Raw genomic sequence first — 13,543 nt, forward strand, 5'->3', positions numbered from 1 at the left:
CAACGCTGATGAAGCGCCTGGCCCACCGGCAACGCGTGTACGTCCGCTCTGGGCGGCTCCCGTCGACGACCGGTGGCGCGAGAGGGGTCCGGGCCGCCGTCGCGGCTGAGGTGCATGTCCTCCTCCGGCAGGTCTGGAAGGACTGGCAGCAGTACGCCTCCGACCCGGCGGGCCCGGCCTCCGCCCAGCAGGTCGAGGCCGCCCTGGAGCCCTTCACCGCGGAAAGAGCGGCGGACCTCATGGGCCGGCTGGCCACCGAGTGCCTTGTGTGGCCCGGGGCCCGCTTCATGGAGCGGGCCGAAGCGGACACCGTCGCGCGTCGTGTGGCGCAGCTCCTCGGGCCTGACGCCCGGTGGTGGTCCAATCTCGACCCGGAACTCGAAAGCTGCTGGACCGGCGTCTCCGCCTGCACCTTCGACATGTTCGTCGCCGGCACCGACGGCACCCGCTTCGTCGCACTGATCCAGGTCGGCGAGGACTGAGCCACGCACCCGGCGTCGAGTGCGTGGACCGCTCGGCTCACGCCCAGGTGGCAGTACCGCAGCCTGATCCCGAGCGCTGTCACAGGCGCCGTAAGGTAATCCCGACATGGACATCCAGGGGGACAGTGCCGAACCATGGGAGACGGCCGCCGCGCTGGTCCGGGCCGCGCAGGGCGGGGACGCCCTGGCCATGGACGAGCTGCTGACGCTGGTGACGCCGTACGTGACCTGGCTGTGCCGCCCGATCGCCCCGCACGACGTGCCCGACGCCGTACAGGACTCACTGCTGGCGGTCTTCAAGGGCCTGCGCACCCTGCGCGATCCGCTCGCCTTCTACGGCTGGGTGCGCACCGTCACGGTCCGCGAGGCGGTACGCGTCGCGCGGCGCACCGCGGTCGAGGAACCGGCCGATCCCGCCGACCTGGCCCGGCTCGGGGAACTGCGGCCCGGTACCGACGGGGAGCTGCCCTCAGACGTCCGGGACGTACTCGCCCGGCTCCCGGTGCAGCACCGGGCGGTCCTGGTCCTGCGCGAGTTGGAGGGTCTGGACGAGGCCGCCGTGGCCGAACTGCTCGGGGTCCCCACGGGCACCGTCAAGTCCCGGCTGCACCGGGCCCGTTCCTCGTTCCGGAAGGCATGGTCGCGATGAGCAACGACCCCGATCCCGTACGACGTCTGCGCGTGCTGGCAGCCGGCCTGCACGCCGGGATGTACCGCGAGGAGCGCATCCCCCTGCCCTACGAGCGGGTGTGGGCCGTCGCCGCCGACCTCTCGGCCGAGCTGCCCCATCTGGTGCCGTTCCTGCACGCGTTCCAGGTCCCGGCGGGCGACGCGGACCGCAAACAGGCGCGGGCCGTGGCCCGCTCGGGCCTGCGCGAGGACTTCGAGGTACGTCTCGCCCCCGGCTGGTGCCTCATGCAGTCCCGGTTGATCGTGGGCGGCATGGCGGCCGTACCGGAGGACGGCGGAACCCGCTTCGCGGTCCTCGGCGCGACCCGCCCCACCGCCCTGCGACCGGTCCAGTGGCTCTACGGCCACCTGCTCGGCGGCCGGCGCGGCCGGGCGTTCGTGGGCCGGGTCACCGAGCGGGCGCGGCTGCGCTAGCGCCTGCCGCCGAGGAACGTCCGCAGGCTCCGGGCCACCTCCTCGGGCCGCTCCTGCGGCAGATGGTGCCCGGCGCCCGGCACCATCCGCACGGTCAGCGCGTCGGCGTACGGCTCCGCGCCGGCGAACAGCGACGGCCGCACCACAACATCCCGCTCCCCGCCGAGCAGCAGCGTGGGCACGGTCAGCCGGTGCCGCTTCCAGGTGCCGCGGACCAGCGCGGGGATGTCGTTGAGGACGTAACTCCAGAACAGGGACTGCGCGGCGGACGCGCTCGCGGAGGTCGCGGCCGCGTACTCGGCGAGCTCGGCGTCCGGCCACACGGTGGGGTCCGCGACCTGGTGGCGCAGCAGGAAGCGGGTGAAGCCGGGCCAGTGCCGCAGGACGGCCCGCCCGAGCACCGGGTATTCGACGAACGCGGTGTACCACAGCCGCCACAGGTTCGGCAGGACGGCCCGGTGCCGGGGCCAGGGGTGGGACATGTTGAGCGCGAGATACCCGGTGAACCGTTCCGGCGCCCGCAGGCACAGCCGGAACCCCAGGTGGGCACCCCAGTCGTGCCCGACCAGACCCACCCGCTCCAGCCCGAGCGCGTCGAGCAGCGCGAGGGCGTCCTCGGCGAGGGCGTCCATGTCGTACCCGCGTGCGGTCTGCCCGGACCAGCCGAAGCCGCGCAGATCCGGGCAGAGGAGCCGGTACCCCTCCGGCGAAAGCAGGGCGGCGACCCGGTGCCAGGCGTACCAGTGCTGCGGGAAACCGTGCAGCATCAGCACGGGTTGGCCGGCGCCGTACTCGGCGATGTGCAGGCGCGTGTCCCGGACGTCCAGCCAGTGGTGCGCGGCGTGTACGTCCTCGGGCATCGGCCGTTCGGTGTTCTGCTGCGGTGCCATGCATGACCCCTTCCGGGCCGGCGCGGTCCCCCGTCGGGTCCGCATCGCCGGGTCAGGAGTCGGGGACGGGGCGAAAGGTTCCCCGGATTTTTCCTGCGCTCGGCATACGGGAGTTGAGAGCAGTCCAGCCAAATCGGTGATCTTCCCTCGCAATGGTGAACATTCCAGGGCGAGTTGGCATATGCGCTTTCCTTCGCTCTACGTTCCGCGGAGGAGGTGGTTCAGATGAACGAACCCCATAAGCGATCCGACTCGGCCGAGCGGCACGAGGCGATCGACATCAGCGACTTCGTGTACGCGGCGACCGGAGCCCGGGTACGACGGCTGACGATGCCGGACGGGACTCATTGGTTTCCGGCGGTGGATGTCTGCAAGGAACTCGGGCACAGCAACTCTCGACAGGCTCTCGCCGATCATGTTCCCGAAGCGCACCGAGAGTGTCTTGAGACCGTAACTGGAGCTTACGGTCTCAGCATTCCCGCAGGTCGGGAGTGGCGCCGAGACATGAATCTCATCGATCTCCAGGGCCTGATCCTCCTGGTCCAGGCCTGTACAAAGGCTGCCTGCGCCCCCTTCAAGCAGTGGGCCGCCGAGGTCATCGAGACGGTCCAGAGGGAGGGCTCTTACTCTCTCGAAGAGGCCGAGGTTCAGCCCGCCGACCCGGGTGCCCCCATCGCGTACGCCATGCCGGAGCAGGTCGCCGAGGCCATCGTCCGGCTTGAGGCGCACAACCTTCGGCTGGACGAGGAGCTGGCGAACGGGCAGCGCGAATCGATCGTCCTGCAACGCGAATCCATCACCCTGCAAAAGGAGACGCTGGCCACGCAGAAGTCCACGCTCGCCGTGCAGCAGGCCATGGTCCGGGCGATGGAGCGCATCGCGGACCGGCTCGACGCCCTCGTCCTCGAACGCCGCGCGCCCCGCGGCCACCTCACGGTGCTGCCCACCACGGAGTCCGTGCTGGCCGACTGGCGGCAGCGGTTGTCCGTGACGGAGGACGTGTGGACGGTGGCCGTCGTCATCGCCCCGGTTCTCGTCGAGGAGGGCGAGCTGCGCGAGCCGCTCGAAGCGATCGCGGCCCGTACGGGTCTGTCGGTGCGCCGCGTCAACGAATGTCTCCGCCTGCTGCACAAGCACACCTGCATCCGCTCGCGGGGAGCTGCGGAGGACGGTGCGCCGGTGTACGTGCTCAACCAGCCCTGAGCGTCCTGAGAGAGGGGGCGGCCGCAAGACGAAGTTGCGGCCGCCCCCTTCAGGCCTCAGAGGCTACCTGCCGAGGGCCGTCAGGCCCAGGTGATCAACCGCTTCGGCTGCTCCAGGATGGCCGCGACATCGGCGAGCACCTTGGAGCCCAGCTCCCCGTCGACCAACCGGTGATCGAAGCTCAGCGCCAACGTGGTGACCTGGCGGGGCTTCACCTTGCCCTTGTGGACCCACGGCTGGAGCTTGATCGCGCCGACCGCGAGGATCGCGGACTCGCCGGGGTTGAGGATCGGCGTGCCGGTGTCGACGCCGAAGACGCCGACGTTGGTGATGGTCACCGTGCCGCCCTGCATGGCGGCGGGGGACGTCTTGCCGTCCCTCGCCGTCGTCACCAGCTCGCCGAGGGCGGAGGCCAGTTGCGGGAGCGTCTTGGCGTGTGCGTCCTTGATGTTCGGGACGATCAGGCCACGGGGGGTGGCCGCCGCGATGCCCAGGTTGACGTAGTGCTTGAGCACGATCTCCTGGTTCGCCTCGTCCCAGGACGCGTTGATGTCCGGGTTGCGCTTGATGGCGACCAGCAGGGCCTTGGCGATCAGGAGCAGCGGGTTCACCCGCAGGCCCTGGAACTCCTTGTCCTGCTTGAGCTCCTCGACCAGCTTCATCGTGCGCGTCACGTCCACCGTCACGAACTCCGTGACATGCGGGGCCGTGAACGCCGAGCCGATCATGGCCTGGGCGGTGGCCTTGCGGACGCCCTTGACCGGGATACGGGTCTCGCGGGCGCCGTCGTAGGCCACGACGGGTGCGGGAACCGGGGCGGTGGCGGGGGTCTCCACGACCGGCGCGGCGGCCTCGGCCGCCTTCGGGGCCGCCGCCGCGTGGACGTCCTCGCGGGTGATCACGCCGTCCGGGCCGGACGGTGTGATCGTGGCGAGGTCGACGCCGAGGTCCTTCGCCAGCTTGCGCACCGGCGGCTTGGCCAGCGGGCGGGACTGGGCCGGGGCTGCGGGCGCGCCGTGGCCGTTCAGCTCGGTCTGGATCGCCTGGGCTGCCGCCGGGACGGTGATCCCGGGGCCCTTGCGCGGGCGGCGCTTGGTGGAGGAGGTCGCCACGCCGTAGCCGACCAGGACCGGCTGGCGGGCCTGCGGCTTGGGCTCCGCCTGCTCCTTCGGCTCCGCCTTCGGCTGCTCGGCGGGGGCCTCGGCCGGTGCACCGCCCGCCACGTCCACCGCGATGATGGCCGTACCCACGTCCACCGTGGTGCCCTCGGGGAAACGCAGCTCGCGGACCACGCCGTCGTAGGGGATGGGGAGTTCGACGGCCGCCTTGGCGGTCTCGACCTCGCACACCACCTGGCCGTCGGTGACCGTGTCACCCGGCTGGACGTACCACTTGAGGATCTCGGCCTCGGTGAGTCCCTCGCCCACGTCGGGCATCTTGAACTCGCGTACGGAAGCTTCCGTCATCGTCGTCACGAACCCTCTCCTCAGTACGCCAGGGCACGGTCGACGGCGTCGAGCACCCGGTCCAGACCCGGCAGGTACTCCTCCTCCAGGCGCGCCGGCGGGTACGGGGCGTGGTAGCCGCCGACCCGGAGCACCGGGGCCTCCAGGTGGTAGAAGCAGCGCTCCGTGATCCGGGCGGCGATCTCCGCACCGGAGCCGAAGAACACCGGCGCCTCGTGGACGACGACCAGGCGGCGGGTCTTCTCCACCGAGGCCTGGATCGAGTCGAAGTCGAGCGGGCTGACCGAGCGCAGGTCGAGCACCTCGAGAGACTTGCCCTCCTCGGCGGCCGCGTCCGCGACCTCCTGGCACAGCTTCACCATCGGGCCGTAGGCGGCCAGGGTGAGGTCCGTGCCCTCACGGACGACGCGCGCCTTGTGCAGCGGGCCGGGGATGGCGTCGGTGCTGACCTCGCCCTTGTCCCAGTAGCGCCGCTTGGGCTCGAAGTAGATCACCGGGTCGTCGCTCTGGATGGCCTGCTGCATCATCCAGTAGGCGTCCGACGCGTTGGAGGGGCTGACGACCTTCAGGCCGGACACGTGCGCGAACAGCGCCTCGGGGGACTCCGAGTGGTGCTCGACCGCGCCGATGCCGCCGCCGTAGGGGATGCGGATGACGACCGGCATCTTGACCTTGCCCAGGGCGCGGGCGTGCATCTTCGCGAGCTGCGTGACGATCTGGTCGTACGCCGGGAAGACGAAGCCGTCGAACTGGATCTCCACCACCGGGCGGTAGCCGCGCAGCGCGAGGCCGATCGCCGTGCCGACGATGCCCGATTCCGCGAGGGGGGTGTCGATGACGCGGCTCTCGCCGAAGTCCTTCTGCAGGCCGTCGGTGACCCGGAAGACACCGCCGAGCTTGCCGACGTCCTCGCCCATGACGAGGACCTTGGGGTCCGTCTCCAGGGCGCGGCGCAGCGACTCGTTGATCGCCTTGGCCAGCGCCATGGTCTTGGTCTCGGCTGCCATGATCAGACCCCCTCTGCCTCTGCGTCCGCGAACGACGCCTGGTAGGCGGCGAACTGGGCTCGCTCCTCGTCGACGAGCGCGTGCCCGTCCGCGTACACGTTCTCGAAGATGGCGAAGTGGTCCGGGTCCGGCATGGCACGGACCGCTTCGCGCACTCGCCTGCCCAACGCCTCGGACTCGGTCTCGAGTTCCGCGAAGAATCCGTCGTCCGCGTGGTTTGAAGCCTCCAGGAACCGGCGAAGGCGCAGGATCGGGTCCTTCGCCTCCCAGGCCAGCCGCTCCTCGTCGCCCCGGTAGCGGGTGGGGTCGTCGGAGGTGGTGTGGGCACCCATGCGGTAGGTGTAGGCCTCGACCAGGGTCGGGCCCTCGCCGTTGCGGGCGCGCTCCAGCGCCCACTTGGTGACCGCAAGGCAGGCGAGCACGTCGTTGCCGTCCACGCGCACGCCCGGGAAGCCGAAGCCCTGGGCCCGCTGGTAGAGCGGTACGCGGCTCTGCTTCTCGGTGGGCTCGGAGATCGCCCACTGGTTGTTCTGGCAGAAGAACACCACGGGGGCGTTGTAGACCGCGGAGAAGGTGAACGCCTCCGCCACGTCGCCCTGGCTGGAGGCGCCGTCGCCGAAGTAGGCGATGACGGCCGAGTCCGCGCCGTCCTTGGTCACGCCCATGGCATAGCCGGTGGCGTGCAGCGTCTGGGAGCCGATGACGATCGTGTACAGGTGGAAGTTGTTGCTGTTGGGGTCCCAGCCGCCGTTGTTCACACCGCGGAACATCCCGAGCAGGTTGGTCGGGTCGACCCCGCGGCACCAGGCGACGCCGTGCTCGCGGTAGGTCGGGAAGACGTAGTCGTCGTCGCGCAGGGCCCGGCCGGAGCCGATCTGGGCGGCCTCCTGGCCGAGCAGCGAGGCCCACAGGCCCAGCTCGCCCTGGCGCTGCAGGGCGGTGGCCTCGGCGTCGAAGCGGCGGGTGAGCACCATGTCGCGGTACAGAGCGCGCAGGTCATCGGGGGTGATCCCGGCGACGTAACCGTCGTACTCGGCGTTCTTGACCCGCTTACCCTCGGGCGTCAGGAGCTGCACGAGTTCCGGGTCGGTGCTCTTCTTGGTGGTGCGGGTGGTGCGCTTGGTGCCGGTGGTACCGGCACTGCTGCCGGTGGTGCCGGCCTTGCCTGCGGCGCTGCGTCGCGGCTTGCGCGCGGCACTGCTGTCCACGGTCACGTGTGCTCCTCCGTCGTTCCGGCCCCCGGGGTTGCCGGTAGGCCAGTGCGGCTCACCTGTTGTCGACCACCGGGCACGGGGTGGGTGCCACTCGGCCGGGAACAGGCGTGACAGGTGCCCCGGCGAGCGCCCTGCAACTTTTACGTTACCCAGTGCTTCACATTTCTGTGAAACCCCTTCTGACCTGCGTTTTTGCTTGGATTTCCAAGTAAATCCGCAGGACCTCGAAGGCCGCTGGTCACAGCCTTGCAGGAGGCCGGAGCTACGGCACGTTATCCCGCCGACCCCGGACACGGGAAGACCCGTCGTGTGACACTGACCTCGTACGCGAAGACGGAAAAGTCCGGGTATTTCTGCTCGATATGCCGTACGCATTCCGGCCACGCGGCACCTCCGGACAGGTTCTGCGGCTGCGTGACCGTCCATCCCGAGTTCGCCACCGTGCACCACGTGACCGAAAGCGACCGCCAGCGACTGCCTGTGACAAGCCCCAGCTCACGGGCCCTTTACGTGCCCTAACATCTGGCGCGTGCCGCGCTCATGTGTACCAACCCTCGTGTCCCACGCGCCCCCTCTGGGCGCCCTGCTGCGCCTGTACGCCGCCGGTAGCGCCCTCACCTGCGAACCGGTCGACCAGGGCCTCCTCAACCGCGGCTACCGGCTGAGCACCACGCGCGGCCGCTACTTCCTCAAGCACCACTTCGACCCGGACACCGCCGACCCGGCCGCCATCGAGCGCCGGCACCGGGCCACCCAGCGGCTGGCCGACCTCGGCGTCCCGGTCGCCCCTCCGCTCGCGCACCGCGGGGGCCGTACGGTCGCCGTCGTCGGCGGCCACGCCTACGCCCTGCACCCGTGGATCGACGGCCGACACCGCCACGGCGGCCAGCTCACCCGCGGGGAGAGTGCACGCCTCGGAGCGCTCCTGGGCGCCGTGCACGCCTGTCTGGAGCGCGTGATGCCCCCCAAGGGGCGCACGCGCCCGGCCACGAGCCCGCATCCCGTGGAGAGCGCCGATCCGGCCGCCACGTTCGCCCTCATCGACCATCTGCTCGCCCGGGTGCGCCGTCACCGCCCCGCCGACGCCTTCGACGAACTGGCCCGCCACCGGCTCCTGGAGCGCCGCGCCCTGCTGGAGCAGCACACGGCCCGGCGCCCGCCGCGCGGCGGCTCGGTGGGCTGGGTGCACGGCGACTTCCACCCGTTCAACCTGCTCTACAAGGGCGATGCCCCGGCCGCCATCGTCGACTGGGACCGGCTCGGCGTACAGCCCCGCGCCGAGGAGGCCGTACGCGCCGCCGCGATCTTCTTCGTACGGCCCGCGGGCACGCTCGACCTGCCCAAGGTGCGCCGGTACGCGCGCGCGTACCGGCGCGCGGCCGGGGCCACGCCCTCGGAGCTGGCCGCGGCCGTGCACCGGGTGTGGTGGGAGCGTCTGAACGACTTCTGGATGCTGCGCTGGCACTACGAGCGCGGCGACACCCGCGCGGACTGCCAGTTCCCGGCCGCCTCGGCACTCGCGGTGTGGTGGACGCGGGAGTACGACGCGGTGTGCGACACCTTTGTCACCTAGGGTCTTTCGTTTGGATCAGGCCGGATCAGGGAGCGGGGTCTGGTGCCGTGCATCGCAAGGCGGAGGAGGGCGTCATGGCGGAGCCATGGCAACCGACGACAACGCGGCGAGGCGCGGTGCCAGACCCCGCGAGCCCGGCATGATCCAAACGACAGGCCCTAGGTGGGGCCGCGTGTCACCCAGGTGTGGCCGTGGCGCCTCAGGGCGTCGTCGGCGCGGTGGGCGTCGGTGGCCTTCAAGTCCCGTTGCCGCTGGTGGTGTCGCCCGTGGTGCCCGCATCCACGCCGCCGGCCGTGGTGCCCGCGTCCGTGCCGCCGTCCGCCGGGGCCGTCGGGTCCGACGGGGTGGTCGCCGGATCCGACGGCTCCGGCGAGGTCGCCGGGTCGCTCGGCTCATCGGTCGGGTCGGAACTGAACGACTGGGAGGGGGTGGACGACGGTGTGTCCGAGGGCGGCCATTCGGAACCGGTGCCCGGGTCCGATCCACTGCCCGTGTTCGGGTCCGAGGGCTGGTCGGTGGGGCTGTCCGACGGTGTCGCGGAGGGCTTGTCGTGCTTGGTGGCCTTCGAGTGGCTCGGCGTCGGATCGGTGCCGGTGCCGCCGCCGCCCGTGTTCTGGTGCTGGAGCGCCCACGCGACACCCGCCGCGATCGCGATCACCGCGAGGACGGCGAGGATCCACAGCTTGCCGCGGCCACTGCCCTTGCTGCCGTGCCCCTCGAAGCCGCCGTCGTCCCCGTTGTATCGGGTGGGCAGGATCGGCTGCGGGATCTGCGCGGTGCCCGGGCCGTAGTCGCCCGGGTGCTGCATCGCGGTCGTCCCCGCGAAGCCGCCCGCCGGGGTGTTGCGGCCCTCGTGCGTCGTCACCGGGCCGGTGTTCCAGGTGCCGGTGTGGCCGCCCTGGTCGTAGAGCATCTGCAGGCCGTACTGGACCATGCCGCGCATCTCTTCGGCCGTCTGGAACCGGTCGTCGGGTTCCTTGGCGAGGGAGCGCATGACCATGCCGTCCAGCTCCGGCGGGCAGCCGTCGGAGAACTGGGAGGGCGGGGTCGGGATGTCCTGGACGTGCTGGTAGACCACCGACAGCGGGGTCTCACCGGTGAACGGGGGCCTGAGCGCGAGGAGTTCGTACAGCAGGCAGCCGGTCGCGTACAGGTCGGAGCGGTGGTCGACGGCCTTGCCGAGCGCCTGTTCCGGGGAGAGGTACTGCGGGGTGCCCATGACCATGCCGGTCTGCGTCATCGTTGTCGACGCGCCGTGCAGGGCGCGGGCGATGCCGAAGTCCATGACCTTGACGGCGCCGTTGTGGGTGATGATCACGTTGGCGGGCTTGATGTCACGGTGCACGATGCCGTGCTGGTGCGAGTAGGCGAGCGCCTCCAGCACCCCGGAGACGATGATCAGGGCCTGCTCGGGGCCCGGCGCCTCGGCGTTCATCAGCAGGTCGCGGATGGTGCGGCCCTCGACCAGCTCCATCACGATGTACGGCACGGACTGGCCGCCCACGTAGTCCTCGCCGGAGTCGTACACGGCGACGATCGCGTGGTGGTTGAGCCCGGCCACCGACTGGGCCTCGCGCGTGAAGCGGGCCTTGGACGTCGGGTCCTCGGCCAGGTCGGCACGGAGCAGCTTGACGGCCACGGTGCGGCCCAGACGGACGTCCTCGGCAGCGAACACCTCGGCCATGCCGCCGCGGCCGAGCCGGTGGGTCAGCCGGTACCGGCCGTCGCCGACGAGCCCTCCGTTGCCCCACATCTCCGGCGTGTCTGACATGCCGCCGCCAGTCGCCTCGGGGTCGGACGGGCCCTGGGCGCTGTGCGTCTGTGCCATCGGTCCTCGCCGTCGTTTCTGCCCGCGGTGCGCGCGGTGTTGTTACGGTCTCCGTCGGCCACGCTACAGCCTCTACGCAAGCCTCCGGTCCGGGATCGGTACCTGGACCGGCCCGAGACGGACCGGCCATGAAACCCGTAGCACGCGCTGTCGTGCAAATTCTGTGTGCCGCTCGTACGCCCGCTGTAACGCTTCCGCGACGCTTCTTTCGCGTACGGTCACGGAACGGGCACCGCGCTTGACGTGTCAGTGCCCTGGGGCAGACTTGGCCGGGAATGACACATTCGATCAAGGCTTGTTCGCTCAATGACGGCGCCGGACGGCCAGTGGGGGACGCGGAGAGATGAGCCAGGACGGCGCACAGGGGCGGTACACGGGGTGGGCGCTGGCCGGCGGCCGCTACCAGCTGCGCGACTTGCTCGGCGAAGGCGGCATGGCCTCGGTACACCTGGCCTACGACGCCGTGCTGGACCGCCAGGTCGCGATCAAGACGCTCCACACCGAGCTGGGCCGGGAGCAGGCCTTCCGCGAGCGCTTTCGCCGCGAGGCTCAGGCCGTGGCCAAGCTCACGCACACCAACATCGTCTCCGTCTTCGACACCGGCGAGGACGACCTCGGCGGGATGACGACGCCGTACATCGTCATGGAGTACGTCGAGGGCCGCCCGCTGGGCTCGGCCCTGGACGAGGACATCCGGCAGTACGGAGCGATGCCCGCCGACAAGGCGCTGAAGGTCACCGCGGACGTGCTCGCGGCGCTGGAGATCAGCCACGAGATGGGGCTGGTCCACCGCGACATCAAGCCGGGCAACGTGATGGTGACCAAGCGCGGCGTGGTCAAGGTCATGGACTTCGGCATCGCCCGCGCCATGCAGTCCGGGGTCACCTCGATGACCCAGACCGGCATGGTCGTCGGCACCCCGCAGTACCTCTCGCCGGAGCAGGCCCTCGGCCGGGGCGTGGACGCCCGCTCCGACCTGTACTCGGTCGGCATCATGCTGTTCCAGCTCGTCACCGGTCGGCTGCCGTTCGAGGCGGACTCCCCGCTGGCGATCGCGTACGCGCATGTGCAGGAGGAGCCGGTGGCTCCTTCGTCGATCAACCGCGCGCTGCCCCCGGCCGTGGACGCGCTGGTTGCCCGCGCGCTGAAGAAGAACCCGAACGAGCGTTTCCCCACCTCCGAGTCGATGCGCGACGAGTGCCTGCGGGTCGCCGCCTCCCTCCAGGCGGCGGCGCCGAGCATCGTGCCGGGCTCCGGCCCGACGCAGAGCGGCGCGGGCGTCGGCTCCGCGGTGTTCCCGCCGGTCGACCAGTCGACCCCGGCGCCCACCGGCCCGGTCCAGACGCCGTACCAGCCGACTCCGGCGCCGGGCCCGTACGGCACCCCGGCGCCGACCCCGGCCGCGGCACCGGCGTACGGCTATCCGCAGCAGGGCGGCTACCAGACCCCTCCGGTGGGGTACGGCCAGCAGGCGGCCGCGACGCCGCCGCCGTACAACCTCACGCCCCAGACCGCGGTCCAGTCCGCGGGCGCGGGCGCGGGCGGCGGCAAGAGCAACAAGCCGGTGATCATCGGCTCGATCGTGGTGTCCCTGGTCGCGGTGGTCGGCCTGATCGTCGCGCTGACGCTCAACAACGGCGACGACACCGGGGGCGGCGGAGGCGCCAGCCCCTCGGCGTCGACCCATCCGGCGGGCTACCGGGGTCCGGACAAGTCCAGGACGATCGACAAGACCAAGTGCTCGGAGCCGCAGGAGTCGTACACCGAGGCGGGCAAGATCCGGCTGCCCGACTTCAGGTACAAGGACATCGACTCCGTGAAGGCGTGCTTCCAGGCCGCGGGCTGGGAGTACAAGACCAAGACGGAGGACAACAACACCTGGGGCGACGGGACCGTCCTGGACCAGTTCCCCTCCGCGGACACGGATCTCGATCCGAAGGCCATGCCGAAGATCGAGCTGAGTGTCTCGACGGGCAACCCCGCGCAGTGACCAAAGCTTTCAACGATCACTCGGCGATCGTGGTGTGACAGAGATCACCACATAGAGGAAGGGCCCGGCGGTCGCCCGCCGGGCCCCATGCATGAGCGCCTTACAGATAACGGCTTACAGGTAACGGCTTACAGATACGGTCCGCCCGAACGGCCGCCGGCCCGGGGGTCGTCGCCGTCCTCGTGGCCTCCCATGCCCGGCGGGAGCGCGCGGCGCATCTGCTCCAGCTGGGCCCGTGCGGCCATCTGCTGGGCGAACAGCGTCGTCTGGATCCCATGGAACAGACCCTCCAGCCAGCCCACCAACTGGGCCTGCGCGATGCGCAGTTCCGCGTCGCTCGGGGTCACGTCGTCCATGAAGGGGAGGGAGAGCCGCTCCAGCTCGTCGACCAGCTCCGGGGCGAGGCCGTCCTCCAGCTCCTTCACCGAACTGCGGTGGATCTCCTTGAGCCGGGCCCGGCTCGCCTCGTCCAGGGGAGCGACGCGCACCTCCTCCAGGAGCTGCTTGATCATGCTGCCGATGCGCATGACCTTGGCGGGCTGTTCCACCTGGTCCGTCACTGGCACCTCGCGGGAGTCCTCGTCTCCGTTGCCGCCACTGAGCGCCATGCCGTCCTGGCCCACGACCAGGATCTGCGGATTCTCCGGCGACCGTTCGTTCCTCGGCATCTCCATGCCGCCATTCTCTCGCACCCGTACACCTCACCACCGTGGTGCCCCCTCGCGCGGCTGATCCACCGTTTAGATCTGTCGGCCCAATAGGAAATGCCCGTTTAGCTGTGAAATG

General features: G+C 70.6%; 12 protein-coding genes. 6 read left to right on the plus strand and 6 right to left on the minus strand.

The window, feature by feature from the left end; translation table 11 throughout:
* The first annotated feature begins 8 nt into the window (after positions 1-8).
* From AQI88_RS18470 to AQI88_RS18480, 3 genes are all read left to right on the plus strand, one after another.
* Positions 9-482 (plus strand): hypothetical protein, encoded by a 474-nt coding sequence (locus AQI88_RS18470; protein ID WP_067000160.1) that lies wholly within the window; start codon positions 9-11, stop codon positions 480-482.
* Positions 483-588: 106 nt separating this feature from the next.
* Positions 589-1,131, plus strand: coding sequence for an RNA polymerase sigma factor (locus tag AQI88_RS18475; protein WP_067000164.1), 543 nt, complete (start codon positions 589-591; stop codon positions 1,129-1,131).
* Positions 1,128-1,586: a hypothetical protein gene (locus AQI88_RS18480; RefSeq protein WP_159050361.1), complete on the plus strand. Its 459-nt coding sequence runs from the start codon at positions 1,128-1,130 to the stop codon at positions 1,584-1,586. The genes AQI88_RS18475 and AQI88_RS18480 overlap by 4 nt, the downstream gene beginning before the upstream one ends.
* Here AQI88_RS18480 and AQI88_RS18485 read toward each other — a convergent pair.
* Positions 1,583-2,476, minus strand: coding sequence for an alpha/beta fold hydrolase (locus AQI88_RS18485; protein WP_067000170.1), 894 nt, complete (start codon positions 2,474-2,476; stop codon positions 1,583-1,585). The two genes, AQI88_RS18480 and AQI88_RS18485, sit on opposite strands and share 4 nt — an antisense overlap.
* A gap of 225 nt (positions 2,477-2,701) precedes the next feature.
* Here AQI88_RS18485 and AQI88_RS18490 point away from each other — a divergent pair, with 225 nt between their 5' ends.
* Positions 2,702-3,679: a BRO-N domain-containing protein gene (locus AQI88_RS18490; RefSeq protein WP_067000173.1), complete on the plus strand. Its 978-nt coding sequence runs from the start codon at positions 2,702-2,704 to the stop codon at positions 3,677-3,679.
* Positions 3,680-3,759: 80 nt separating this feature from the next.
* Here AQI88_RS18490 and AQI88_RS18495 read toward each other — a convergent pair whose 3' ends face one another.
* The 3 genes from AQI88_RS18495 to pdhA are packed head-to-tail and all read right to left on the minus strand — an operon-like array spanning position 3,760 to position 7,366.
* On the minus strand, positions 3,760-5,154 hold the full coding sequence (locus AQI88_RS18495) for a dihydrolipoamide acetyltransferase family protein (RefSeq protein WP_067000176.1): 1,395 nt from the start codon (positions 5,152-5,154) through the stop codon (positions 3,760-3,762).
* Between the two features lie 11 nt (positions 5,155-5,165).
* The gene (locus tag AQI88_RS18500) at positions 5,166-6,152 is read right to left on the minus strand and encodes an alpha-ketoacid dehydrogenase subunit beta (protein ID WP_067000179.1); all 987 of its coding nucleotides are present in this window, start codon (positions 6,150-6,152) and stop codon (positions 5,166-5,168) included.
* Between the two features lie 2 nt (positions 6,153-6,154).
* Positions 6,155-7,366 (minus strand): pyruvate dehydrogenase (acetyl-transferring) E1 component subunit alpha, encoded by a 1,212-nt coding sequence (gene pdhA / locus AQI88_RS18505; protein WP_067000182.1) that lies wholly within the window; start codon positions 7,364-7,366, stop codon positions 6,155-6,157.
* A 556-nt stretch (positions 7,367-7,922) separates the two neighbouring features.
* Between pdhA and AQI88_RS18510 the strand changes: the two genes are divergently transcribed.
* Positions 7,923-8,939, plus strand: coding sequence for a phosphotransferase (locus AQI88_RS18510; protein ID WP_208615827.1), 1,017 nt, complete (start codon positions 7,923-7,925; stop codon positions 8,937-8,939).
* Between the two features lie 235 nt (positions 8,940-9,174).
* On the opposite strand, the gene AQI88_RS18515 is transcribed toward AQI88_RS18510, so the two are convergent.
* Positions 9,175-10,767 (minus strand): protein kinase domain-containing protein, encoded by a 1,593-nt coding sequence (locus AQI88_RS18515; RefSeq protein WP_167357464.1) that lies wholly within the window; start codon positions 10,765-10,767, stop codon positions 9,175-9,177.
* Positions 10,768-11,110: 343 nt separating this feature from the next.
* Between AQI88_RS18515 and AQI88_RS18520 the strand changes: the two genes are divergently transcribed.
* Complete coding sequence (locus AQI88_RS18520) at positions 11,111-12,757, plus strand: protein kinase domain-containing protein (RefSeq protein ID WP_067000185.1); 1,647 nt, start codon at positions 11,111-11,113, stop codon at positions 12,755-12,757.
* A 128-nt stretch (positions 12,758-12,885) separates the two neighbouring features.
* Here AQI88_RS18520 and AQI88_RS18525 read toward each other — a convergent pair whose 3' ends face one another.
* Positions 12,886-13,431 carry a bacterial proteasome activator family protein gene (locus AQI88_RS18525; RefSeq protein ID WP_067000188.1) on the minus strand — a complete coding sequence of 182 codons (546 nt, stop codon included), beginning with the start codon at positions 13,429-13,431 and terminating at the stop codon, positions 12,886-12,888.
* Positions 13,432-13,543 lie beyond the last annotated feature (112 nt).

This window comes from Streptomyces cellostaticus (assembly GCF_001513965.1).
Classification (GTDB): domain Bacteria; phylum Actinomycetota; class Actinomycetes; order Streptomycetales; family Streptomycetaceae; genus Streptomyces; species Streptomyces cellostaticus.